This is a genomic window from Acidovorax sp. ACV01, from assembly GCF_014851495.1.
GTDB lineage: Bacteria > Pseudomonadota > Gammaproteobacteria > Burkholderiales > Burkholderiaceae_C > Acidovorax > Acidovorax radicis.
Genome location: NZ_JACUZT010000008.1, coordinates 108,578 through 132,413 on the forward strand (window position 1 = coordinate 108,578; position 23,836 = coordinate 132,413).

Genomic DNA, 23,836 nt, shown 5'->3' on the forward strand with positions numbered 1-23,836 from the left:
GCCACCCTGCGGAGCAAGCCCTGCTCAACCTCCGCGCCGAAAGTACCGCGCCGGCGTTTCCCCAAACGCCTGCTTGAACAAGGTGATGAAGCCCGACACATCCAGGTAACCGACTTCGAGCGCCACCTCGGTCACGCTGCGCCCCTGGCTAAGCCATTGCATGCCCTTGAGGAGGCGCAACTGCTGGCGCCACTGGGCAAAGGTCAGCCCCGTCTCCTTGGCAAACAGGCGCGCGGCGGTGCGGGAGGTCATGCCGCAGGCGGCGGCCAGTTCATCGAGCGTGCGGGCATCGGCGGGCTGCGCCTGCAGCGCGGTGGTGAGGCGCAGCAGGCGCGGGTCTGCCGGGGTGGGCAGGTACGACGGCACGGTTTCCAGGTTCGGCAGGCGGTCCAGGATGACGGCGATCAGGCGCTCTTCTCGCCCGCCCAGCGGGTAGTCGGTGCCAAAACTCGCGGCCTCGGCCAGCAGGGCGTCGAGCAACGGATCGACCGTGACGACGCCTGGCTCCGACGGGGTGTCGGCCGCGCCGGGTTTGACGTACAGCGTGCGCAGCCACACCGGGCGATCGGCGGCCACCTTGTGGACCATGCCGGGCGGCAGCCACACCGCGCGGTGGGGCGGCACGATCCAGGTACCGCGCTGCGTGTGGGTGGTCAGCATGCCCTCGCAGGCATAGACAAACTGGGCGCTCTGGTGGGCGTGCCAGTGGCCGTCAAACGGCGGGTAGCGGTCGGACACCACACAGATCCCGCGTTCGGCGGTATCGGCATCGACCGGGTTGTCGAGCACCGGCGGGGCCAGCACCGCAGTGCGCGGCCTGCGGCGGCCCAGCGCAGGCGCCTTGGCGGCGTTCGTTGCGTTTGTCTGTTTGGGCATATTTTTTGTCGTAGTGCGCCGAGACGGCCACGCCTCGCAAATTTACCTTAGAGGCTCATTTCCACTTCACAGAGCCCACACCATGACTGCCCCCTATTCCACCCGTTTTTTCAGCCCCTTCCGCTCCCAGCGCCGCCCTCGCGCTCTGCGCACGCTGGCTGCCATCGCCCTCACATTCGCCAGCATCACGTCCTGGGCGGGCGCCGTGCAAGTGTTCACCTCCGATGCCGCCGGTTTCAACACCCACTCCGTCTGGTACGACGACGGCCAGGAGGTGATGGTGGTCGATGCGCAGTTCACCCCCGCGCATGCAGAGGCGCTGCTCGCATCCATCCGCAGCCAGACGAAATCGCCCGTGACCCGCGTGGTCGTGACGCACCCCAACCCCGACAAATTCAACGGCCTCTCGGTGTTCCACGCACAGGGCATCGAGAGCATTGCCTCCGCCAAGACCGCCGCCGCCGTGCCGGACACGGACGCGTACAAACGCCACTTCTGGGTGAAGATCGCCAAGGCGTTCACGGACGCAACGTACCCGCGCGCGGAGGCCATCAAGACCACGTATTCCGGCCAGCACCGCATCACGCTCAAGTCGGGCGAAACCATCACGCTGTTCGAGCTGCCCCAGCCAGGCATCTCCAGCAACCAGACCGTGGTGCGCTTTGACCAGACCGGCGACCTTGCCGTGGGCGACCTGGTGCACACGCGCACCCACGCCTGGCTCGAAGGCGGCATCGTGAACGGTAAGCCCCTGCCCACACTGGCGGGCTGGAAGGCCGGCCTGGCCGAGCTGCCCCGCCTGGGCACCGGCAAGGTCTACGGCGGGCGGGGCATGTTCGTGCCCGTGGCACAGGCGGTGGCCGAGCAGACGGCCTATCTCGACAAGGCCGACGCGGTGGTGACGGGCTACCTCCAGCGCCTGGGCAGCCGCGCCAGCGAGCTGAGCGATCCCGCGCGCCAGGGCGCGCACCATCAGGCCATCCAGGCGGAAATGGCCAAGGCCTTCCCCGGCCATGCGATGCCCGACCTGGTGGGCTACAGCGTCTACGGGCTGGTGCAGCAGAAACTCGCGCCGTGATGTGATGGCAAGCGCCCTGGGCAAGCCGGGCCTGCGGGGCGCACTGCGCACCCTGCGACAATTCAGGCCATGAGCTTTGCCCCCCTCTCCAACGACACCTTCCTGCGCGCCTGCCGCCGCCAGGCCACCGACTACACGCCCTTGTGGCTGATGCGCCAGGCGGGCCGCTACCTGCCGGAATACAAGGCCACGCGCGCCCAGGCCGGCAGCTTCATGGGCCTGGCCACCAATGTGGACTACGCCACCGAAGTGACCTTGCAGCCGCTGGAGCGTTTCCCGCTCGACGCGGCCATCCTGTTCAGCGACATCCTCACCGTGCCCGACGCCATGGGCCTGGGCCTGACGTTTGCCGAGGGCGAGGGCCCGCGTTTTGCCAAGCAGGTGCGGGACGAAGCCGCGGTTGAACAGCTTGCCGTGCCCGACATGGACAAGCTGCGCTATGTGTTCGACGCCGTCACCAGCATCCGCAAGGCCCTGAATGGCCGGGTGCCGCTGATCGGCTTCTCGGGCAGCCCCTGGACCCTGGCCTGCTACATGGTCGAAGGCAAGGGATCGGACGACTACCGCCTGGTCAAGAGCCTGATGTATGCGCGCCCCGACCTGATGCACCGCATCCTGGCCATCAACGCCGACAGCGTGGCCGCCTACCTCAATGCCCAGATCGACGCGGGCGCCCAGGCCGTGATGATTTTCGACAGCTGGGGCGGCGTGCTGGCCGACGGCGCTTTCCAGGAGTTCAGCCTGGCCTACACCAAGCGGGTGCTCGCGCAATTGAAGCGCACTGGCGTGGACGGCACCGACGTGCCGCGCATCGTCTTCACCAAGGGCGGCGGCATCTGGCTGCCGGACATGAACGGGCTGGACTGCGAAGTGCTGGGCCTGGACTGGACGGCGAACCTGGGCCATGCCCGCGCCATCGTCGGTGGCCAAGTGGGCGGCCCTGGCAAGGCGCTGCAGGGCAACATCGACCCGAACGTGCTGTTCGCTCCGCCCGCGCAGATCGCCACCCAGGTGCGCCACGTGCTGGACAGCTTTGGCCGGCCACATACCGACCGCAGTACCACCGGCCCCACGCACATCTTCAACCTGGGCCACGGCATCAGCCAATTCACTCCGCCCGAGCATGTGGCGGCGCTGGTGGAAGCGGTGCACGGCTACTCGCGCGCGCAGCGCCAGGGTTGAGCGCCCGGCGTTAGCACGGCGTACTTATGCACAAAAATGGAGCGTGCGCGGGGCTGTCGCCCAGCGGCGCCCTGGTTTGTAAAAAAACAATTCCAATCTCATAAGCCATTGATTCATAAGGAATTTAATCCCGTGCTTTTTTGACAGGCAATCCACCGAAAGCACGGTTTTTCAAGGGCTTGCGCTGCAAACCCAAGGGATATCAACAAAGTTATCCACAGAAATTCTGGATTTCTTACAAATTCCCAGTCAAATCAAGCACTTGCAGCCTGTTTCGCACAAAACCCTCAACACGCAGGCAAGCCGCTAGCACAAATTTGGGGCCTCCCACCCCCTTGACGGGCCACCGATGTCCGACTTATGCACACAAAACGTGATGCGGCGCAACATAAAGCCAGACCGGAGCCATAGCACAGAATTTGCAGCAAAATTTCTTCAGATGATTGATTCATAAGGATTTTTTGGGCGTGCCGCATTTCCGGGCAATCTGTTCGCAGCCAGCATTCATGCGGGTTGGCAGGGTGTCCGGGCAGGATGTCAACAAAGTTATCCACAGAAAGTCGGGATTACTCCCCCGATCTTGTCAAATCAAGCACTTAGCCTCCAAACCTCCGCGCGACCTCCACAAGCCGCTGTAACCCGCCCTCCGCCGTGCCCGCCCCCTCCACCATCGTTCAGGTTGCCCTGCACACCCCGTCGCACAGCGGCGTGGGCGACCTGCTGAGCTATGCCAGTGAGCGCCCGCTCGCGCCCGGTACGCTGGTGCGCGTACCTCTGGGCACGCGCGAGGTGCTGGGTGTGGTGTGGGATGCCGACGAAGCCACGGGCGAACTGCCCGATGGCGCCACGCTGCGCGCGGTTGCCGGCGTGCTCGACGGCGTGGCCCCGCTGGATCTGCCCTGGCGCCGCCTGGTGGCGTTTGCGGCGCGCTACTACCAGCGCGCCCTGGGCGAAGTCGCCATGGCCGCCCTGCCCCCGCAGCTGCGCGACCTGCGGCCCGAGCAACTGGCGCGCCGCCTGCGCCGCCCCGGCAAGGCAATTGGGGAGACCGAAGATGCTATTCAAAACATAGCGCTCACCGCAGAACAGGAAAGCGCCAGGGCCCGAATTTCTGCAGAAAAAGGTCCCTTTCTGCTGTTTGGCAGCACCGGCAGCGGCAAGACCGAGGTCTACCTGCGCTGCGTGCAGGAAATGCTGGAGGCCGATCCCACAGCCCAGGCGCTGGTGATGGTGCCCGAGATCAACCTCACGCCGCAGCTCGAGGAACGCTTCGTGGGCCGCTTCGCCCCGCGTTTTGGCGCGGGCGCCGTGGTGTCGCTGCACAGCGGCATGACCAACCCGCAGCGCCTCAAAAGCTGGCTGGCCGCCCACAGCGGCAACGCGCGCATCGTGCTGGGCACGCGCATGGCGGTTTTTGCCAGCCTGCCGGGGCTCAAGCTGATCGTGGTCGATGAGGAGCACGACCCCAGCTACAAGCAGCAGGAGGGTGCCCGCTACTCAGCGCGCGACCTGGCCATCTGGCGCGGGCGCGAGCAAGGCGCCAAGGTGCTGCTGGGCTCGGCCACACCGTCGCTCGAGAGCTGGCACGCCAGCCGGCCGCCTACACCCGAAGACCCCGAGGGCGGGCGCTACGTGCGCCTGCACATGCCCAGCCGGATTGGCGCGGGCGCCCTGGCCCGGGTGCGGCGGGTGGACATGAACCAGCAGCCCCGGCGCGCAGTGTTCAGCGCGCCGCTGCTGCAGGCCATCACCGAACGCGTGGCGCGCGGCGAGCAGAGCATGATCCTGCTCAACCGCCGGGGCTACGCCCCCGTGCTGCACTGCGTGGACTGCGGCTGGAAAAGCGACTGCCCCCATTGCAGCGCGCACCAGGTCTTCCACAAGACCGACCGCACGCTGCGCTGCCACCACTGCGGCTACACGCTGCGGGTACCGCGCCATTGCCCCACCTGCGGCAGCCCCGACATCCACCCCATGGGCCGGGGCACCGAGCAGCTGGAGGAACAACTCTCGGCCCTGCTGTCCGAAGTGCTGCGGCCCGACCGCACGCCCGCGCGCATCGCCCGCATCGACGCCGACACCACCAAGGCCAAGGGCGCGCTGGAGGCCCAGCTGGCGCAGGTGCACGCGGGCGAGGTGGATGTGCTGGTCGGCACGCAGATGATCGCCAAGGGCCACGACTTTCGCCGCATCACGCTGGTGGCGGCCGTGCAGCCCGACGGCGCCCTGTTCAGCAGCGACTTTCGCGCGTCGGAGCGGCTGTTTGCGCTGCTCATGCAGGCCGCCGGCCGCGCCGGGCGCGACGCCGCCTACATGGCCGCGCAGGGCACGCAGTGCGAGATGTGGGTGCAGAGTTTTCACCCCAAACACGCCGTGTTCGAGGCGCTGCGCACGCACGACTACGAGGCCTTTGCCGCCCAGCAGCTCAAGGAGCGCGAAGAGGCCGCCATGCCACCCTTCTCCTACCAGGCCCTGGTGCGCGCCGACGCCCGCACGCAGGACGTGGCACAAGGGTTTCTGACCGCCGCCACGGCCGCCGCACAAGCCGCCGGGCTGCCGGGGCTGGACGTGGTGACGCTGTTCCCGCCCGTGCCCCTGACCATCCAGCGCGTGGCCAATGTCGAACGCGCCCAGATGCTCATGGAAAGCAGCAGCCGCACCGCACTGCAGCGCTTTCTGGCCGCATGGCAGCCCGTGCTGCAAACCACGCGCAGCCAGCCCGAGCACAAGGGCTTGATCCGGTGGCTCGTGGATGTGGACCCCCTGGCGATCTAGGTTGAAACTTCAAGGGTTTTACGGCCCTGGCGCTTGGTGGATATGCGCAAACAGCTATTTAATTAATAGCAAAATCATTCGCACCCCAGCGCATCCTGACCTCCGGCAGATTCCGGGCCAGGGTGCGCGACAGCCAGGTGGTCATCCCTGGCGGCACTGCCGGTCCACGTACTGCAGGGCGTCGGGCAACGCGTCGCGGAACACCAGCCACTCGTGGTCGCCGTCGATGACGCGCAGCTCCACCTGCTTGGGCTGGATCTGGTACAGCCGCCAGTACAGGGTGGCCGACATGGGAGCGATGCCCAGGTAGTCGTGGTCGCCCGACACAATCCACATCGGCACACGCGGCGTGCCCGCCTTGTAGGCGTCGAGCGCCGCCGCGTAGTTCAGCGACTTCCAGGTGTCGGGGTCAAACTGCCCGTCGCGCACGAACTGCGGGGTGCGCCGCGCCGCCGAGGTGTCCGGCGGCAGCGGGTCATAGATGGCGGGGCTGATCACCGCCGCGGCGCAGAACTGCGTGGGGTTGCGCAGCGACAGGTTCAACGCGCCGTAGCCCCCCATCGACAGGCCGCCAATGGCCCGGCCGCTGCGCTCCTTGTGCACGCGGTAGCGCGACTCGACGTAGGGCAGCAGGTCTTTCATGATGGCCGTGCCCGCCTTCTCTGCCGCACCATCGGCCCACCACGACGCCGGGCCCGCCGTGGGCATGACCACCACCGATGGGCGGATCAGCCCTCGCTTGATGAGCCCGTCCAGGGTCTCGACCGCACCTCCCTTGGTGCGCCACTCGTTCTCATCGCCACCCGCGCCATGCAGCAGGTAGACCACGGGATAGTTCACCGTGCCGCCGGGCTGGTAGCCGTCGGGCACATACACCGTGAACTTCACGTCGCGGCCCAAAGCCGTCGAGGGCGCCTGGTCGGCAAACACCTGGCCGCCGTGCGCGGTGGCGGCGGCGAACAGAACAACGGCCGCTGCCAGCCAGCTCCGAAAACAAGGCTTCGCAAAACGCATGGATGTCTCCTCATGAATGGATGGATACGCCCATGCTGCAGTGGCACAGGCGATAGCATTGTGTGCGCGGCCAGGCCGCCGCGAGCGTTTCGCCGGCGACAGGCCTGGGGGAAGGTCCTCCCTGGCACTGCGCCGCCCCCCACACAGGAGCACACCCATGACCTCCGAGGAATTTGCCCAGACCCTGGCCCGTGAAGGCTTCGAGCACCCCGTCACCGTCACACGCGATGCGGGCGGCATGCTGGACGACCACACCCATCCGTTCGAGGCCAAGGCGCTGATCCTGTCCGGCGAGATCCGCATCGTGACGGCACGGGCGGAACGCGTGTATGGCATGGGCGAGGTCTTTCACCTGCAGGCCCAGGAACCGCATTCAGAGTTCTATGGGCCCGCCGGGGTGAGCTATCTGATGGGCCGAAAGTCCCCGCCCTGAGGGCCGCAGGCGCGCAAGGTCGCATGCTCCATATCGCACCTGGCCCGCGCTTCACGCGTTCGGCATCTCCGCGTACCGCGCCACGCTACCGCAGGTAGTGGCGGGCAGCCTTGTCCACAAAAAGAGCCCACGCTCCCGGACAACTCCGTAAAGCTACCTCCCGTTGTCCCCTTGCAGCACACACGGCCCCTTGATGTCCGGGACGTGACCGTCCCCTCCCACGCCAGATTTCCATGTACAAAGAACTGAACGACCTGCACAAACTGCAGCCCCTGTGGGCCACCATCACCATCACCGTGGCAACACTGGCGACCAACTGGATCTGGGGATCGTGGTTCTCCCAGGCCAAAGGCATGGCGGCCTTCCTGCTGATGTTCGGCTGCCTCATCGGCTGGCCTTTGATGTTGGTACTGTTCAACGTGGTCCTGGGTTTTGGCATCAAGCTGGGCGAAGGCCAGGCCCTGTTGCGCATGGCCATCCTGTTGGGCGTGGTCGGGGTGGGCTTCGCCGTGTATGGCATCCCCAGCCCGTGGAACCTGCTCGGCTGTGCCATCGTCGCCCTCGTCGTGGGGTTCCAGGCCGGGCGCGCAGCGCAGGACGACGCCGACCTGGAGGACTTGTAAATGGCCGTCAAGGAAGCCCCACCCCCCGGATTGCTCGACAGTTTTTCCGCTCCGCTGTGGGAAAGATTGAACCTGTCGGGACTGCGGCCGGAGTGGATCGTGAAGGGCCAGCACCGGGGCTACGACTGGATGGTCATCGAGCTTGAACACCGGGCCACAGGCCTGACCGCCGAAAGCGGGACCGATACCACCACCGTCTTCGTGATGCGGCTGCCGCGCAAATCCAAGGACTGGTATTTGCCGCCCCACCGCATCACGTCCGTGCAACAGGCGTGTGTGGACGATCAATGCGTTTATGTCGCTGCGCTGGGCCGACAACCCCGCGTGCGCGAGTGGCGCCACTGGCTGGACACGGCCGCCGACGTGGCCGACGAGGTGGTGCGGTCGGAAGGCTCGCACACGAAGCAGGCGCATAAACATCCCGGTGACCGCAGCACGGCAGGTTCCGAGGCAGGACCGAGCTGGAACCCCCACGACGGCAAATGGGTGGTTTTCTGGCTCTTTGTGATGGTGCCCATTGCCGGCGTCGTTTTTTTGTCCCTCCTGTTCGTCTACAGCGACTGGCCACGCACCGGCGCCGTCATCAAATGCAACATGGCGACCCACATAGGCTCCGCGTTGTACGGCTGGAAGATGTGGGCGCACCTGGGCATGCTGGCAACCCCTCTGGCATGGATGTGCAAGATGATCCACACCATGGTCACGCGCATCCACAGACCGGGCTTCGGGCTGCAGATCCATCTGGAGGGCGCCATTTTGTTGGGCGGCGCGTTTGTGCTGGCGCATGCCCTGGACGCACTGGAAGCATCCGCCCGCGCAGTGTGCTGACCCGCACTGCGCGCCCGCCCGGTCCTGGGCGCCCCGCCGCCAAGGACCGGGGCGGCCTCAGGCCCGAACAAACTGGCCGTGCAGGCCCAGCGGCAGGCCATAGGGCAGCGTGACGCTGGCCATTGGCCCTGCATTCACCGCCTGCGCGTCGAACACCGACAGCGTGGTGCGCTCGCTGGGCCAGTGGTAGGCGGTGCCCAGCACCCAGCCCCGGCCCTCGGCGGCGGTAGGGCTGGCGGGTATGTAGACATGCTCCTCTGCGATCCAGCCCGCGCCGTACCGATGGCGCTGCGGTGTCTTGTCCCCCTGCAGCGTGAGCACCGTGTCAAAGCCCTGCACTTGGGCATCCATGCCCGGGCTGCGCGCCATCAGGGTGGTGAAGCGTGTGGGCAGGCCGTTGCGTGCCGGGTGGATGCGCGGGAACTCCACGTGGGCAAGCCCCGGGGTTTCCAGCCGTGCCTGGCCCGTGGACGGGGTGAGCGTGATGTGTGCCCACCGGGTGGCGGCCGCAGCCGGGGTGCTGCGCGCGCCATCCACATTCAGGTGGTGCAGCGCGTTCAGGATGTCGGGCTGCGCCACAAACCGCACCTGCACCGTGCCGCCCTCTTCCCAGGCGTTGGCCAGGTGGAACAGGCCTGTGGCGGGCAACTCGAAGCGCTGGACCTTGAAGTCCGCCTTGTCCACCAGCAGCACCATCAGCGGCGCCTTGTCGTTCCATTTGTAGTGGGACAGCGGGCTCCCCGCGCCGGCGTGACCGTTGAATTGCAGCGGCATCAGCAGGAACACGAGGTGCCGTTCTGTGATGGCGAAGTCATGCACCATGTCGGCCTGCTCCGTGGTCAGGACATGCTGGCGGCGCAGCTGGCCTGTCGGTGCAATGTCGTACACCAGCAGCTTCCCGGAGCCCGGCATGTAGCCGAAATTCCATACCGAGCCATCCGGCGCCACGCGCGGGTGCGCCGAAAATGGAGCGCCCTGGGTCTGCGGCGACCAGGCCTTGAACCCCTGGGCCTGCAGCGTGACCGGGTCCACCGCCAGCGCGGAGCCGGCTTCCCACAGCGCAAAAAGCTCCTTGCGCGCGGGCAGGGCCAGCAGGTTGATGTTGGCGGGGTTGACGGCGTCGGGCCCGCTGAGCGGCGGCGAACCGGGCAGCGTGGTGGCAAAGCCCGAGTACAGCAGCCGGCCAGCGGCCTCTTCCGCCGTGAGCTTGGGGGTGGCCAGCAGGGCGCCCCGGTGGGATATGCGGGGCGGTGTTTGCGTTGAAGCCTGACCTCCCTCAAAACGAAACGCCTGCAGCATGCCGTCGCCATCGAACCAGTGGTTCATGGCCACGCCGCCGAGTTCGCGCCGTGCGGGGCCGATGCGGTACAGCGTGCCCTGCAATGCAGCAGGCCAGCGCCCCCGCACGGGCAGCGGGCCGCTGGCCAGCGGCGCCTTCAAGGGCCCGTTGTAGGGGGTGTAGCTGCTGCGCCAGGCGTGTGGCGCATCGGCGCCGTGGCCCAGGGCGGGCAGCAGGCTGGCGCCCAGGGCCGCCAGAACGGCGCGGCGCGGTGGATGGGGGTGGGTCATCGCGGGCTCCTTGTCGGCTTACTTGAGTTCGATGGCCTGGGGGTCCGCATCCGCGCCCACGCGGAAGGCTGCGTCGGCAAACGTGGGCGGGCCCACCGGGCTGCGTGCATTGCGGCTGAAGCCATACAACTCGGTCGGCAGACCGAACAGGTTGGTGTCCAGCTTCATGTTGCCGTTCTCGTCCAGAAACGCCGAGACGGCGTAGTCGCCTGCGGGCACCCCTGCAAACTGCACCACGGCCTTGCCATCACCCAGCGGGGCGGCGGCGGTCTGCAGCGGCTTGCCGCGCGGAAAGCCCTCGCTCTGGTCAAAAAGGGCTGCCAGCACGGTGCCTTGTTGTTGCGCAGGCACGGTGACTTCAATGCGCAGGTCGGCGGCGTGGGCAGCCAGGGCGGTCAACGCGGCCAGGAAAAGAATCCGTTTTTTCATGAAAGGGCTTTCTGTGGGGGTACAAGCCGGGACCACGCCCGGATCGACCCGCACTGTGCCCAGCCCGCCCAGGCCCTGCGAGGCGTTTGCGACGAAGTGCAGAAAACACGGTGTGATCTGCAACCCGCAGGCGCGAGGCACGCGGGCCTGGCAAGGGCGGCCCCGCGCAATCCCCCGCCTTGCGGCGCCCCCGTGCCCGATAAAACTTGCATGCCGTGGGCTCGCCCCAGATACTGCGGCCTCACACGGCATCGCCTCGGGGCATGCGTGTGCTGCGCGGGTCCGGTGGACCGGCACCCGGTGTACGCCCCGCCTGTGCTTCTTCCATTTTCAGAAAGCCTTACCAATGACAGCCATTGTTCGTGCCCTGATCTTGCTGGTCTTCCTGGCGGGCGGAACCGCCGTGCGTGCCCAGAACCTGCTCACCAACGGCAACTTCGAATCCGGCCTCACCGGCTGGAGCACCTGGACGGCGCCGCCGGGCTTCTGGAACGGCACCTGGATACACAGCAACGACTGCGACATCTGGGTGCCCACCCAGTGCCCGTTCGGTGGCGCCGGAACGTCCCACGCGCAGAAAAAAGGCAGTGGTGCGGGCAATGCGCACGGGGGCCTGTTCCAGACCGTGGCGGTCACCCCCGGGCGGGTGTACCGGCTGCGCGGCGCCTGGTCGGGGGGTGTGACGGGCAATGCGGGCGGCAACGCCACCTGGTGGGAAGTCGTGGCCTACGACGGCGCCGTGGGGGCCGCCACCATCGATGCCGCGCCCGGCCCGCTGGACACGCTGATCGCCCGGCGCGATGTGTCGAACCTGGCGCTCAACGGGGTCTTCCAGTTCGAATGGGAGCCTTTTGGCGCCACCTTCACCGCAGCCTCCAGCCAGGTGACCATTGCGCTCAAAACCGGCAGCTTCTTCACCTTCGACGCAGCGGGCTACCACGACGACCTGGTTCTGGAGGAGGTGGCATCCAGCAACATCCCCGTCAACTCGCCCTGGGCGCTGGTTGTGCTTTGCCTGGGGCTGCTGGCGACCGGTGTCTGGCTGCGGCGCGGCCAGGGAATGCGCCCCAGGTAGAGGGCGGCACAAAATTTCAAGTGTTTTTGGCCGCCAGCGCTTTATGTGAAAGCGCTACAAGCTATCAAAAATATAGCAATCAGGTCAGCAACGCCACCGCCGCCGAAAAGCTCAGAAACGCCAGCGCGGTGGACACCAGAATGATCCGCGCCACACGCCCGTTGTTGGCACCGAACTTCTCGGCCAGCAGCGAGACGTTGCTGGCGCTGGGCAAGGCCGCCAGCAGCACCAGCACCGTCAGCGCAAACGGCGTGAGCGGCACGCCCAGCGCCATGGCGGCCATGCCCACGCCCCATACCAGCAGCGGGTGCACCAGCAGCTTGGCCAGGGCCACCGGCACGTAATCGCGCGCGGGCACCTGTTCGTGCTGGTTCATCTGCGAGCGCGCCAGCACCGCGCCGATGGTGAACAGCGCCACGGGCGAGGCCGCGTCGGCCAGCATGGCAATGGTCTTGTCCACCGGACCAGGCAGCTGGAAGTGCAGGGCCGATGCCAGTGCGCCCAGCGCGATCGACCAGGGCATGGGGTTGGTCGCCATGCCCCGGAAGGCGCTGCGCAGCGCCACGCCCACACCGTGGGTGCCCGCGCCATCCAGGCGCGACAGCGCAATGCACAGTGAGCTGGTGACGACCATGTCCACCACGATGGTCACGATGGCCGGGCCCGCGCTCTGCGCGCCCAGCAGCGCTACCAGGAGCGGCACGCCCATGAAGCCGGTGTTGGGAAAGGCCGCGACCAGAGCACCAAACGCCGCATCGTTCCAGCCGATGCGCGCACTGCGCGTGAGCGCCACCGTGGCACCCACCATCACCAGCGCGCACAGCACGTACACGCCCGCCACGGCCGGGTCCAGCAGCTGCGCGATGGGCGTGCTGGCGCCAAAGCGGTACAGCATGCAGGGCAGCGCGAAGTACAGCACGAAGGCATTGAGCCCCGGAATGGCGGGCTGGGGCAGCACTCCACGCCGCGCGGCCAGGTAGCCGCAGAGCACGAGCGCAAAGAAGGGGAAGGTGATGAGGAGGACGGACAGCACGGCGCTATTGTCCGTGCTGCGCACTGCGCCAGGACCCCCAGCCCCGGGCGGTGGTCAGCGCAACGTCAGGGGGGAGGGTTCGCGAACGGTGATCCCCCAACCACCACGGCCACGGCCGTGGGTGCCTTACTGCTTGCGCTGGATGATGAGGTTGCGCTTGGCGTCTTCGGGGTAGGCAAAGGTGATGGCGCCGTTCTTGACCATGCCGATCACCAGCATGTTGCGCGTGATGGCGTCCTTGTCCTGCACGCTGAACGGCTTGTCGTAAGTGGACACCACGCCGTAGTAGGTCTTCATCTTGCCTTCCAGCGACTCCTTGACGGCCTTGCCGTTGAGGTTGCCGTCCCGCACGCCCAGGAAGGAATACATCAGCAGGTAAGTGGCGTCATAGGCATTGGCGGCCGCCATGGGCACGGCCACCTTGCCGTGGTACTTGCGGGTGTAGCTCGACAGGAACGATGCGCGGCGTTCGTTGCTGGGTTCGGCAATGAAGGTCTGCACCATGAGTGCGCCCTCGGCAGCGTCCTTGGCACCCTCCAGGAAGAACGGGAACGACAGCGTCCATGGCCCCACCTGGGACACCTTCCAGCCCAGCGCCTTCTTGCCATTGGCGATCACCGCGTTTTCCGGGCCCACGGTGTAGCTGAGGATCACATTGGCCCCGGCGGCTCGGGCGGCCGTGAGTTCGGCCGTGAGGTCCTTCACACCCAGGTCGAAGCGCGCGACGTGCACGGGCTTGAGGTTCTTGGCCGCCAGGGCAGCCACCACATCGTTGAAGCCACCTTCGCCGTAGCCGGTCTTGTCGGCAAAGATGGCCACCTTGTCCCAGCCGCGCTTGACGATGTCTTCCACCATGAAAGGGGCCTGGATCGCGTCGCGTCCCTGCACGCGGAAGATGTAGCTGTCTGCAGCGGGATATTTGGCGGTGACCGCCGTGCCCGTGGAGCACGGCACGATGAGCGGGCTCTTGGCCTCCTGGAACAGGTCGATGGCCTTGAGCGCAACGCCGGTGTTGCAAAAACCGATGGTGGCGACCACCTTCTCGCTGATCAGTTCCTGCGACACCTTGCGGCCCTGGTCCGGATTGGCCGTATCGTCCTTGATCACCAGCTCCAGCGGTCGCCCCAGGTAGCCGCCCACGGCGTTGATCTCATCCACGGCCAGCTTGATGCCATTGAGCATGGGCACGCCAAAGTCGGCCGAGGGCCCGGTGAACGGCCCCACCACCCCAATGCGCACGGGCGCCGTGCTGCCGATCTGGGCCTGCACGGGCAGCAGGGCTGTGCAGGCCAGCACGCTGGCGGCCACCACGGCGCTCCAGGCGTTGTGGTGCCACCGGGGGCGGCGCGGGCCTGGGATGCCCAGTGCGGCGGTCTGAACGGTGGAAGTCAAGGCAGAGGAGTTCATGGTGGGGCTCGGTTCACAACACACCCATCCCGTTGAGGGATGTACTGGCCAGCCAGTATCAAATTGTGAAAACAAAGCCCCTAGCGGGGTTTCCCGGAGCGCCTGGCCCGGCAGGTGCCGGAGGCGGCTTCCTGTCAGGGGCGCGTCAGCCGCCCACCTTGCGTGGGTTGCCATACCCGGGCGCACGCAGGCTGCCGGACTGCGCCGGTATCATTGCGCCCTTGCGCGGCACGATCTGGCCCCGCCGCCGCCCGCCCAGGGGCCCACGCCGCCCACCCCGCCTTTCTTTTCCTGCCTTCCACGGCTCAGCCCCCTTCCTTCCCATGTCTGCCGGTCTCAATCTCGCCCAGCTTCAGGCTGTCCACTACACCGACGGTGCCTGCCTGGTGCTGGCCGGCGCGGGCTCCGGCAAGACGCGGGTGATCACCCAGAAGATCGCCCACATGATCGAAAAGGGCATGGAGCCCAAGCGCATCGCGGCCATCACCTTCACGAACAAGGCGGCGTCCGAAATGCGCGAGCGCGCGCAGCACCTGATCGGCCGGCGCGCCAAGGACGTGCTGATCTGCACCTTCCACGCCCTGGGCGTGCGCATGGTGCGCGAGGACGGCTCGGTGCTGGGCCTCAAGCCCCAGTTCAGCATCCTGGATGCCGACGATGTGACCGGCATCCTGAAGGAAGCCTCGGGGGGCACCACCGACATGGCCACGGCGCGCCAGTGGCAGTGGGTCATCAGCAAGTGGAAGAACATGGGCCTGACCTCCGAGCAGGCGCTGGCCCAGGCGGCGGACGACAACGAGCGCATCATCGCCACGCTGATGGCGCGCTACGAAGAGCGCCTTGCGGCCTACCAGAGCGTGGACTTTGACGACCTGATCGGCATGCCGCTGCGCCTGCTGCGCGACTTCCCCGAAGTGCGCGCCAAGTGGCAGGCTCTGCTCAGCCATGTGCTGGTCGATGAGTACCAGGACACCAACGCCACGCAGTACGAACTGCTGAAACTGCTGGTGGGCGAAAGAGGCCACTTCACCGCCGTGGGCGACGACGACCAGTCCATCTACGGCTGGCGCGGTGCCACGCTGGACAACCTCAAGAAGCTGCCGATCGACTTCCCGCAGCTCAAGGTCATCAAGCTGGAGCAGAACTACCGCTCCACCAGCGCCATCCTGCGTGCGGCCAACAACGTGATCGGGCCCAACCCCAAGCTGTTTCCCAAGACCCTGTTCAGCGAGCTGGGCGAAGGCGAGCCGGTGCGTGTGGTGGACGCCGACAGCGAAGAGCACGAGGCCGAACGTGCCGTGGCCCGCATCCAGAGCCTGCGGGCCGCCAGCAACCCGCCACCGGACTGGAAAGGCTTTGCCATCCTGTACCGGGCCAACCACCAGGCCAAGCCGTTCGAGAAGGCGCTGCGCAAGGCGAACATCCCCTACAAGGTGTCGGGCGGCACCAGCTTTTTTGACCGTGCCGAAATCAAGGACCTGTGCGCCTGGTTCCGGCTGTGGATCAACAACGACGATGACCCGGCGTTTTTGCGCGCCATCACCACGCCCAAACGCGGCATCGGCCACACCACGCTGGCATCGCTGGGCGCGTTTGCCACGCAGCACAAGCAGAGCATGTTTGGCGCGTTGTTCAACGGCATGCTGCCAGCAGCGGTGCCCAAGCGCGCCATGGACGGCCTGCACGAGTTCGGCCGCTACATCAACTACCTGGAATACAGCGCGCGCCGCACGCACGGTGCGGAAGAAGCCCGCACGTTCCTGAACGAATGGCTCAAGGAAATCGGCTACGAGCAGCACCTGTACGACAACGAAGACAGCGAAAAGGTGGCCGCTGCCCGCTGGAGCAACGTGATGGAGTTCTGCGACTGGATGGCCCAGCGCGCGGGCGGCCAGATCGACGACACCGCAGGCGCCGTGGTGGCCAAGGAAACCAAGAGCCTGCTGGAGGTCTCGCAGACCATCGCACTGCTGTCCACCATTTCCGAGCGCGAAAAAGAGCAGGACATGGTCACGCTGTCGACCCTGCATGCCAGCAAGGGGCTGGAGTGGCCCCACGTGGTGCTGGTGGGCGTGACCGAAGGCATGTTGCCCTTCAAGCTCGACGACGACGAAGGCCGGCAACAGAAGGTGAGCGACGACACGCTGCAGCGCCTGCAGGAAGAGCGCCGCCTGATGTACGTGGGCATCACCCGCGCGCAGCGCACCCTGGCGGTGAGCTGGACCAAGCGGCGCAAGAAGGGCCGCGAGATGGTGGCCGCGCAGCCCAGCCGTTTCATCGCCGAGATGGGCCTGGACAAGACCACCGCCCGCGAAGACCCGCGCGAAAAGCTCAAGGCCCTGCGCGCCGAATTTGCCGCCAAGGCCCAGGCCACCACGGCCGCCAACGCGGCGGCGGCAGCCACCCCGGAATGAGCGGCCCTGCAGCCACGGCACCCACCACAACCACCCCACCCATGGAGCCCCGCACCCACCGGCCCACGCCCCTGATGGGGGTTGCTTTAATTTTGATAGCTATCAGCGCTTATCCTACAAGCGCTAGCAGCCAAAATGAACCACAATCCACGGCAGCATGCCCGTCCACGGCAGAGCTGGACCACCAGCACCTGCAAGGGCGCTGGCTGGCCCAGCTGCAGGGCGTAGCCCCGGATGCCACTGGCGCCACCGCCACATTGCAACTGGGTCCGCACCCCGAGCTGGCACAGAGCGTGCGTGGCACCGTGCAAAGAAATGGCGCCACGGCGCAGGTCAGCGGAGACGCCGATGGCGGCGACCTGACCCTGGAAGAATCGATCAACGGCACGAACATCAGTGCCACCTGGACAGGCCAGGTGGTCGATGGAAGTTGCGGCAAGGAAATACGCGGAACATGGAACAACGCCAACCCCACCCCCTCGGCACCCTCGGCTCCCTTCGTGCTGCGCAAGCAGGCGGGCTGGCAATGACCACCGCGCCAGCACCACAGCGCAGCGGCAGGCCCCGGCACCACACGCTGGCCCTGCTGGTGGCCGCCGCGCTGGCACCTGCGGGCGCCGCGTTGGCGCAGTCCACGCCCGCCAGTGGCGCGGCAGCGTCAGCCCCCGCTACGGGCGCCGACGGCGCCTGGCGCCGCTGCGCCGCGCTGTCCAACGACAACCAGGCGCGTCTGGCCTGCTTTGACCAGTGGGCCACCGACCAGCAAGGCTGGAACGCCCCCGGCGCCACGGCCTCGACGGCCGTGCCACCGCCGGTGGACACCACCCTGCCCGCCACCCGCGTCATCGATGTGGCCCGCACCGAGGGCTGCCGCGACCCGCAGTACAGCGACCTCTCGCGCTTCTGGGAACTGGAGTCGGGCAGCGACTGCGGCACCTTCAGCTTCCGGGGCTACCGGCCCATCACCGTGTCGGTGGTGGCGTCGAGCAACGTGAACCGCCAGCCCACATCGGATGCGGCCGACCATTCGGCCACCGAGTCCACACCCTACCGCCGCACCGAGAACCGCATCCAGCTGTCGGTGCGCACCAAGGTCGCGCAAGGCCTGCTCACGCAGGGCCACCCCACACTCAAGGATTCGGTGTGGTTCGGTTACTCGCAGCAGTCGTACTGGCAGCTGTTCACACCCCAGATCTCGCGCCCCTTCCGCGCCACCGACCATGAGCCCGAGGTCATGTATGTCTACCCCACCACGGCCCAGCTGCCGTTTGGCTGGAAGTGGCGCTACAGCGGCATCGGACTGGTGCACCAGTCCAATGGCCAGAGCAAACCCCTGTCCCGCAGCTGGAACCGGGCGTACCTCATGACGGGCATGGAACTGGGCAACAGCGTGAGCGTGAACGCGCGCATCTGGAAGCGCGTGCCCGAGAGCTCGGGCAGCGACGACAACCCCGGCATCAGCGACTACATCGGCCGGGGCGAGCTGTCGGCATTCTGGAACATCAACAAGGACAACACCGTGGGCGCCACGCTGCGCCACTCGCTGTCGAGCAGCGACCGAGGCTCGGTCCGGCTGGAATGGCTGCAGACCGTGGGCACGGGCCTTTTTGGCAACAAGAGCAACCTGCGCCTGCACACGCAGCTGTTCAGCGGCTATGGCGACAGCATGATCGACTACAACCGCAAGCGCACCGTGTTCAGCGTGGGGCTGAGCCTGGTGGATTTCTAGCAGGGACACCCCCCTGAGGCGCTGCGCGCCTTCCCCCCGCTCTCGCTCCGCTGCGCTGCACGGGCAGGGGGACGCAGCCCTCGCTGCGGGGCGGCCCTTGCTTGGCTGCTCTGGCGTGGGCCGCGCCAGTCGCATACGCCTTTTGGACAACGCAACGGCCGGGCACAACCAAATGCCAGGCGCGCCAAACACTCCACTCACAACTCGTTACGACATCGTCCTCAAGTTTCGCGCAGTGGCGCCGACGCGCCGCCACAATGGCACGCGCACAGAAACCAGCATGGCCCTTGGCGAAGGGCTCCCAAAAAGAGCCGCTTTCCCACCGTTTTACCTGCCATTGCCTGCACCGTGCGCCCTCGACAATGCCGATAAAGAGGAACACACCCATGGACATGCAATACCAGCTCAAGGCAGGCAGCTACTACCTCTACGACATGCGCGAGGCGCCCAGTGCCGTGACGGGTGAGCGCAGGTTCAAGCTGAAAACCGATACCGTGGCCATTGCGTTCGACGCACACACGGGCGAGGTGCACCAGCACGGCAGCCCCACGCGCATCCAGTCCTGGGCCAACAACACGCGCCGCCGCCTGCGCGCCGCCGGAGCGCAGGACGTGGCCAACGACATCGTGGTGGTGTCGGGCCCACTGCCCGTGGACGAACTCAACAAATGCCTGTGGGTGCGTGGCTACGTGCGCCGCATGTTCTCGCGCCTGGCCACCCTGCCCCATGGCAAGCTACAGCGACCTGCGGAGCCGTTTCGCAAGGCAGCCTGAAACCAGGCGAGCGTCCTCAAAGATCCCGATCAGGGCCGCACACAGCGGCCCTTTTCTTTTTTCTGGGAGCGCCCCGGAAAGGGCTCAGAGGCTGAGAGTTTTTTAGCCGAGCCCGAAAGGCGCGCGAAAACGCCTCGGATCTAGGCGCAAAGCACAGCCATAGCTCGGGCTATGGCGAGCATTTGCAACGACGAGCCGGGGCGTTCTCGCGTGCAAGGCGGGCACGGATAAAAGACTCTCAGCCTCTCAGGCCTCCGTGTCCTCGGCCACGTCGCTGTCCGCGCTCTCCAGCACTTCGGCATGCTTGACGATGGTCACCGGCACCGGGCTGGAATGCGCCACCTCCTGCGACACCGAACCCAGCAGTGCGCTGGTGATAGCGCCCTGGCCCTTCGCGCCGATGATGACCATGTCGCAGCCCGAGCGCTCGATCATGTCCACCAGCGTGTGGGCCACATCGCCCACGCCCACATCGGTTTCGTACGCGACCCCGGCGGCATCCAGCAGCGCCCGCGCCGACGCCATGAGATGGTCACCCGCCTCCAGGCTGGCCGCGGCGATCAGGTCGGGGTCGCGCGTGGTCACCAGTTCGTACAGTGTGGCGGGTTCCTGCACATTGGCCAGGACCACGCTGGCCTTCAGGCCCTGGCCCACCAGCGCCAGCGCGTGGTGCACGCCATCCAGCGCGAGTTCGGAGCCGTCCACGGCGATGAGTATCTTGAGCATGGTGTTCTCCTTGAGTCAGTGAAGACCAGTGTAGCGACGCCATCCGCCAGCGCCAGCCCATACCCTTGTGCCAGGTCAGGCTGGCCCGTCTGGGACAATGCGCCCCATCATGCTGCAGTTTGACCTTCTCAAAACCGACCCCACCAGCCACGCACGCCGTGGCACGCTCACGCTCAACCATGGCGTGGTGCAAACCCCCATCTTCATGCCCGTGGGCACCTACGGCACCGTCAAGGGCGTGATGCCGCGCAGCCTGCACGACATGGGCGCGCAGATCATCCTGGGCAATACCTTCCACCTGTGGATGCGCCCGGGCCTGGATGTGATGCAGAGCTTTGGCGGCCTGCACGGCTTTGAGAAGTGGGACAAGCCCATCCTCACCGACTCGGGCGGTTTCCAGGTCTGGAGCCTGGGCGCGATGCGCAAGATCACCGAAGAGGGCGTGACGTTTGCCAGCCCGGTCAACGGCGACAAGCTCTTCATGTCGCCCGAGGTGAGCATGCAGATCCAGACCACGCTCAACTCCGACATCGTGATGCAGCTCGACGAGTGCACGCCGTACGAGACCAAAGGCCACCTGACGACCGAGGCCGAAGCGCGCAAGAGCATGGAGATGAGCCTGCGCTGGGCCAAACGCTCGCGTGACGAGTTCCAGCGCCTGCAGAACCCCAACGCGCTCTTTGGCATCGTGCAGGGCGGCATGTTCAAGAACCTGCGCCAGGAGTCGCTCGAGCGCCTGGTCGAGATGGATTTCCCCGGCTACGCCGTGGGCGGCGTGAGCGTGGGCGAGCCCAAGGACGAGATGCTGGACATCATGGCCCACACCCCGCACCGCCTGCCTGCCCACAAGCCGCGCTACCTGATGGGCGTGGGCACGCCCGAGGACCTGGTGCAGGGCGTGGCCGATGGCGTGGACATGTTCGACTGCGTGATGCCCACCCGCAACGCGCGCAACGGCACTCTGTTCACGCGTTTTGGCGACCTCAAGATCCGCAACGCACGCCACAAGGCCGACCACCAGCCGCTCGATACCAGCTGCACCTGCTACGCCTGCGCGGGCAGCTCGGGCGTGTCGTGGGACGACGGCGGGCGCGAGGGTTTCAGCCGCGCCTACCTGCACCACCTGGACCGCTGCGGCGAAATGCTGGGCCCCATGCTCACCACCGTACACAACCTGCACTACTACCTGAACCTCATGCGCGAGGTGCGCGAGTCGCTCGACGCAGACGCGTTCGCGCAGTTCCGCGCGCGCTTCAAGGCCGAGCGGGCGCGTGGCGTGTAGGCATGACAAATGCTATAAAAATGCTAGCCATCAGCGCTTTATAAATAAGCGCCAGAGGCCAAAATCATTCAAAAATTCCTGCACCGCCTTCTGCGCTGGCCTGCGCGCATGCTGACCGGCCTGGGCAGCGGGCTGCTGGCCCTGCTGATCCTGTTCGAGGAATGGGGCTGGGTACCGCTGCAGCAGTTGCTGGCGCGCATAGGCCGCTGGCCCGGCCTGCGCTGGATCGAAGGCTGCGTGCGCGCCCTGCCGCCGTGGGCGGCGGTGGCCGTGTTTGCGCTGCCCACGGCCCTGTTGCTGCCCATCAAGCTGCTGGCCCTGTGGGCGGTGGGCCGGGGGCATGTGGTGCTGGGCATGCTGGTGATCGTGCTGGCCAAGGTGGTGGGCACCGCCGTGGTGGCGCGGCTGTTCACGCTGACGCAGCCAGCACTCATGCAATTGCACTGGTTTGCCTGGACGTATGCACGCTGGATGCGCCTCAAGCACACCGTGCTGGAGCGTGCACGCGCCTCGTGGGCCTGGCGCGTGGCGCGGGTCATCCGGCGGCAGTGGGCACAACGCTGGCGCCGCCGCTGAGCACTGTGGGAGTTCACGGTAGCGCCTGTCGCCCCATTCCGGCCAAGATATACAGACACGGTCCACCGCCGCCTGGGACCACAACCAAACCGCCATTGCTCCGCGACATGGGCCTCCAGCTTGATCTCCCCACCGTCCTCCTGCTCTACAAGACCGCCCTGGTGGCCGGTGCGCTGAGCATCTTTCACGTCAGCCGGCATTCGTGCCGACCCCAGGGGCTCAAGCCGCTGGCGGTAGCCTACCTGCTGCTTGCCATAGGGGCCGAACTGGCGGGCCGGGGCGAATACCTAGTGCTGCCCGACTGGCTCTGGACCCACACCAGCCTGCTGCTGGGGACGGTCGGCTACCCCCTCTTCTGGGCGGGCATGCGGGCATTGAGCGGGCGCAGGCGCATCCCGATGGCGGTGCTCGTCCTGGTCCCCGGTGGCTGGCTGGTGCTGGGCCTGGTCACGCAGTTTCCGCTGGACAATCTGCTGCGCGCCGGCGCCTTTCACATCACTGCCGCCATGGCCCTGATCGGATCGGCCCACGAGGTATGGCGTGATCACCGCACGGAACCGTTGCCGTCCCGCCCTCTGCTGGCAGCGCTTCTTCTGCTCAGCGCCAGCATCTTTGCGCTGCGCCTGTTCTACATCGCCACCGACAACGCAAGTTCCGCAGGATTTGCCCGGGCCTTCTATGTGCAGATGTTTTGCCACTTCGGCATCGCACTCATGGTTTCGTCGCTCTCCAGCGAGCGGGCCGCAGTGCGCCTGGAACGGATGGCGCAAACCGACACGCTCACGGGCGCGGGCAACCGCCGCTGGGCCACGTCCATGCTGCCCGCGCGACTGCCGGCGGGCAGCGCCATCGCGCAGCTCGACCTGGACCATTTCAAGCGCATCAATGACCGCTTCGGCCACGCGGCGGGCGACCGCGTGCTCGTCGCCTCGGCCCAAGCCCTTCGCAGCCAGCTGCGCGACTCGGACCTGCTGGCCCGTATGGGTGGCGAAGAATTCCTGGTCTATCTGCCAGACGCCACGGCCAGCGATGCGGCCGCCGTCGCGCAGCGGCTGTGCACCGCCGTGGAACAGATCCGGCTGTCCGAGCAGGGCGAGGACATCCCCGTCACCATCAGCATTGGACTGGCCTGCGTGAACTCCGGTGGCGGAACCTGGGCCGACTGGCTGGGCGCGGCCGACCGGGCGCTGTACGACGCCAAGCGCGCTGGCCGCAACCGTGTCGTGGTGACGCACGAGCGCACGGCCTGAACCGGCCCTGGTTCCCCAGGGCTGCCCCCATTGGCCTGCGGCAGAATCGCACCCCATGCCCGCACCACCCTTTGCCACCCCGACCGAAGCGCTGGAGCTGGCTTTCAACCTGGCCCCGGTGGGCATGTGCGTGACGCGCGAACGCAGCATCGAGATCTGCAACGACGCCTTTGCCCACATGTTCGGCCACGAACTGGCCGACCTGCTGGGCCAGCCGCTGGCGCCGCTGTACCCCTCGTTCGACGAGTTCACCCATACCGGCCACCTGGGCCTGCAGGCCATGAAGGATTCGGGGGGCTATGCCGACGAGCGCATCATGCGGCGGCGCGACGGATCGCTGTTCTGGTGCCACGTGGTGGGCCGTACGCTGGACCGGGCGGATCCGTTTGCCCGTGCGGTATGGATGTTCGAGGACATCTCGCACCGCCGCCCCGTCAGCACACCGCTGACCCTGCGCGAGCGCGAAATCGCCCAGCACATCGTCACCGGCGCCACCAGCAAGCAGATCGGGCGCTACCTGAACATCAGCCACCGCACGGTGGACGCCCACCGCGCACGGCTCATGCGCAAGCTGGGGGCCAGCAGCACGGGTGAACTCGTGGCGCTGCTGCTGGGCAGCGCCTAGTGGGGCGTTGCATGCTTGACGGCACATTCAAAACCGATGGATTTTTGGCCAGAGCTGTGTCGCAAATCCGCGCGATACCTGCGGGTATCGCTGTGGTTTGCGCCTTGCCCTGGCCGAAAAGACGCGGTTTTAAGTGCCG

The 23,836-nt window shown here is 66.7% G+C and carries 22 protein-coding genes; 15 read left to right on the forward strand and 7 right to left on the reverse strand.

All coding sequences use genetic code 11. The features are described from left to right. Positions 1 to 24: 24 nt before the first annotated feature. Positions 25 to 876, reverse strand: a complete 852-nt coding sequence (locus IB243_RS21355; protein WP_192429231.1) for an AraC family transcriptional regulator — start codon at positions 874 to 876, stop codon at positions 25 to 27. Between the two features lie 82 nt (positions 877 to 958). Here IB243_RS21355 and IB243_RS21360 point away from each other — a divergent pair, with 82 nt between their 5' ends. From IB243_RS21360 to priA, 3 genes are all read left to right on the forward strand, one after another. Next, positions 959 to 1,954, forward strand: a complete 996-nt coding sequence (locus IB243_RS21360) for an MBL fold metallo-hydrolase (protein WP_192429232.1) — start codon at positions 959 to 961, stop codon at positions 1,952 to 1,954. A 69-nt stretch (positions 1,955 to 2,023) separates the two neighbouring features. Next, positions 2,024 to 3,136, forward strand: coding sequence for a uroporphyrinogen decarboxylase (gene hemE, locus IB243_RS21365; protein ID WP_192429234.1), 1,113 nt, complete (start codon positions 2,024 to 2,026; stop codon positions 3,134 to 3,136). A gap of 651 nt (positions 3,137 to 3,787) precedes the next feature. Further along, positions 3,788 to 5,911, forward strand: coding sequence for a primosomal protein N' (priA, locus tag IB243_RS21370; RefSeq protein WP_192429236.1), 2,124 nt, complete (start codon positions 3,788 to 3,790; stop codon positions 5,909 to 5,911). Positions 5,912 to 6,052: 141 nt separating this feature from the next. On the opposite strand, the gene IB243_RS21375 is transcribed toward priA, so the two are convergent. Next, a complete protein-coding gene (locus IB243_RS21375; protein WP_192429237.1) occupies positions 6,053 to 6,925 on the reverse strand; it encodes an esterase family protein in 873 nt (290 codons plus the stop codon). Positions 6,926 to 7,082: 157 nt separating this feature from the next. On the opposite strand from IB243_RS21375, the gene IB243_RS21380 reads away from it, so the two are divergent. The 3 genes from IB243_RS21380 to IB243_RS21390 all read left to right on the forward strand — a co-directional run bounded on the left by IB243_RS21380 (position 7,083) and on the right by IB243_RS21390 (position 8,809). Beyond that, positions 7,083 to 7,358, forward strand: coding sequence for a cupin (locus IB243_RS21380; RefSeq protein WP_192429239.1), 276 nt, complete (start codon positions 7,083 to 7,085; stop codon positions 7,356 to 7,358). Between the two features lie 233 nt (positions 7,359 to 7,591). Next, a complete protein-coding gene (locus IB243_RS21385) occupies positions 7,592 to 7,981 on the forward strand; it encodes a hypothetical protein (protein WP_192429241.1) in 390 nt (129 codons plus the stop codon). After that, a complete protein-coding gene (locus IB243_RS21390) occupies positions 7,982 to 8,809 on the forward strand; it encodes a hypothetical protein (RefSeq protein ID WP_192429243.1) in 828 nt (275 codons plus the stop codon). Between the two features lie 57 nt (positions 8,810 to 8,866). On the opposite strand, the gene IB243_RS21395 is transcribed toward IB243_RS21390, so the two are convergent. Then, on the reverse strand, positions 8,867 to 10,378 hold the full coding sequence (locus tag IB243_RS21395; protein WP_192429245.1) for a carotenoid oxygenase family protein: 1,512 nt from the start codon (positions 10,376 to 10,378) through the stop codon (positions 8,867 to 8,869). 18 nt (positions 10,379 to 10,396) lie between these two features. Continuing rightward, on the reverse strand, positions 10,397 to 10,807 hold the full coding sequence (locus tag IB243_RS21400) for a DUF2141 domain-containing protein (RefSeq protein ID WP_057230054.1): 411 nt from the start codon (positions 10,805 to 10,807) through the stop codon (positions 10,397 to 10,399). A 346-nt stretch (positions 10,808 to 11,153) separates the two neighbouring features. On the opposite strand from IB243_RS21400, the gene IB243_RS21405 reads away from it, so the two are divergent. Then, positions 11,154 to 11,882: a hypothetical protein gene (locus IB243_RS21405; protein WP_192429247.1), complete on the forward strand. Its 729-nt coding sequence runs from the start codon at positions 11,154 to 11,156 to the stop codon at positions 11,880 to 11,882. A 79-nt stretch (positions 11,883 to 11,961) separates the two neighbouring features. Here IB243_RS21405 and IB243_RS21410 read toward each other — a convergent pair whose 3' ends face one another. Further along, a complete protein-coding gene (locus IB243_RS21410; protein WP_010466221.1) occupies positions 11,962 to 12,915 on the reverse strand; it encodes an AEC family transporter in 954 nt (317 codons plus the stop codon). 126 nt (positions 12,916 to 13,041) lie between these two features. Further along, positions 13,042 to 14,322, reverse strand: coding sequence for an ABC transporter substrate-binding protein (locus IB243_RS21415; RefSeq protein ID WP_225585159.1), 1,281 nt, complete (start codon positions 14,320 to 14,322; stop codon positions 13,042 to 13,044). 323 nt (positions 14,323 to 14,645) lie between these two features. Here IB243_RS21415 and IB243_RS21420 point away from each other — a divergent pair, with 323 nt between their 5' ends. From IB243_RS21420 to IB243_RS21435, 4 genes are all read left to right on the forward strand, one after another. Further along, on the forward strand, positions 14,646 to 16,736 hold the full coding sequence (locus tag IB243_RS21420) for an ATP-dependent helicase (protein ID WP_192429248.1): 2,091 nt from the start codon (positions 14,646 to 14,648) through the stop codon (positions 16,734 to 16,736). Continuing rightward, complete coding sequence (locus tag IB243_RS21425) at positions 16,733 to 17,266, forward strand: hypothetical protein (protein WP_225585160.1); 534 nt, start codon at positions 16,733 to 16,735, stop codon at positions 17,264 to 17,266. The genes IB243_RS21420 and IB243_RS21425 overlap by 4 nt, the downstream gene beginning before the upstream one ends. Beyond that, on the forward strand, positions 17,263 to 18,465 hold the full coding sequence (locus tag IB243_RS21430; protein ID WP_192429252.1) for a phospholipase A: 1,203 nt from the start codon (positions 17,263 to 17,265) through the stop codon (positions 18,463 to 18,465). The genes IB243_RS21425 and IB243_RS21430 overlap by 4 nt, the downstream gene beginning before the upstream one ends. Positions 18,466 to 18,851: 386 nt before the next feature. Continuing rightward, positions 18,852 to 19,238 carry a hypothetical protein gene (locus IB243_RS21435; protein WP_057229863.1) on the forward strand — a complete coding sequence of 129 codons (387 nt, stop codon included), beginning with the start codon at positions 18,852 to 18,854 and terminating at the stop codon, positions 19,236 to 19,238. Between the two features lie 246 nt (positions 19,239 to 19,484). Here the strand turns inward: IB243_RS21435 and IB243_RS21440 are convergent, their stop codons facing one another. Further along, complete coding sequence (locus tag IB243_RS21440; protein WP_010466227.1) at positions 19,485 to 19,964, reverse strand: universal stress protein; 480 nt, start codon at positions 19,962 to 19,964, stop codon at positions 19,485 to 19,487. A gap of 109 nt (positions 19,965 to 20,073) precedes the next feature. Between IB243_RS21440 and tgt the strand changes: the two genes are divergently transcribed. The 4 genes from tgt to IB243_RS21460 all read left to right on the forward strand — a co-directional run bounded on the left by tgt (position 20,074) and on the right by IB243_RS21460 (position 23,697). Continuing rightward, entirely contained in the window at positions 20,074 to 21,246 is a 1,173-nt protein-coding gene (gene tgt / locus IB243_RS21445; RefSeq protein ID WP_192429254.1) for a tRNA guanosine(34) transglycosylase Tgt, read from the forward strand. 108 nt (positions 21,247 to 21,354) lie between these two features. Further along, on the forward strand, positions 21,355 to 21,822 hold the full coding sequence (locus IB243_RS21450; protein ID WP_225585162.1) for a hypothetical protein: 468 nt from the start codon (positions 21,355 to 21,357) through the stop codon (positions 21,820 to 21,822). Between the two features lie 107 nt (positions 21,823 to 21,929). Then, positions 21,930 to 23,072 (forward strand): GGDEF domain-containing protein, encoded by a 1,143-nt coding sequence (locus IB243_RS21455; RefSeq protein ID WP_225585164.1) that lies wholly within the window; start codon positions 21,930 to 21,932, stop codon positions 23,070 to 23,072. A gap of 55 nt (positions 23,073 to 23,127) precedes the next feature. After that, on the forward strand, positions 23,128 to 23,697 hold the full coding sequence (locus IB243_RS21460; RefSeq protein WP_192429257.1) for a LuxR C-terminal-related transcriptional regulator: 570 nt from the start codon (positions 23,128 to 23,130) through the stop codon (positions 23,695 to 23,697). Positions 23,698 to 23,836 lie beyond the last annotated feature (139 nt).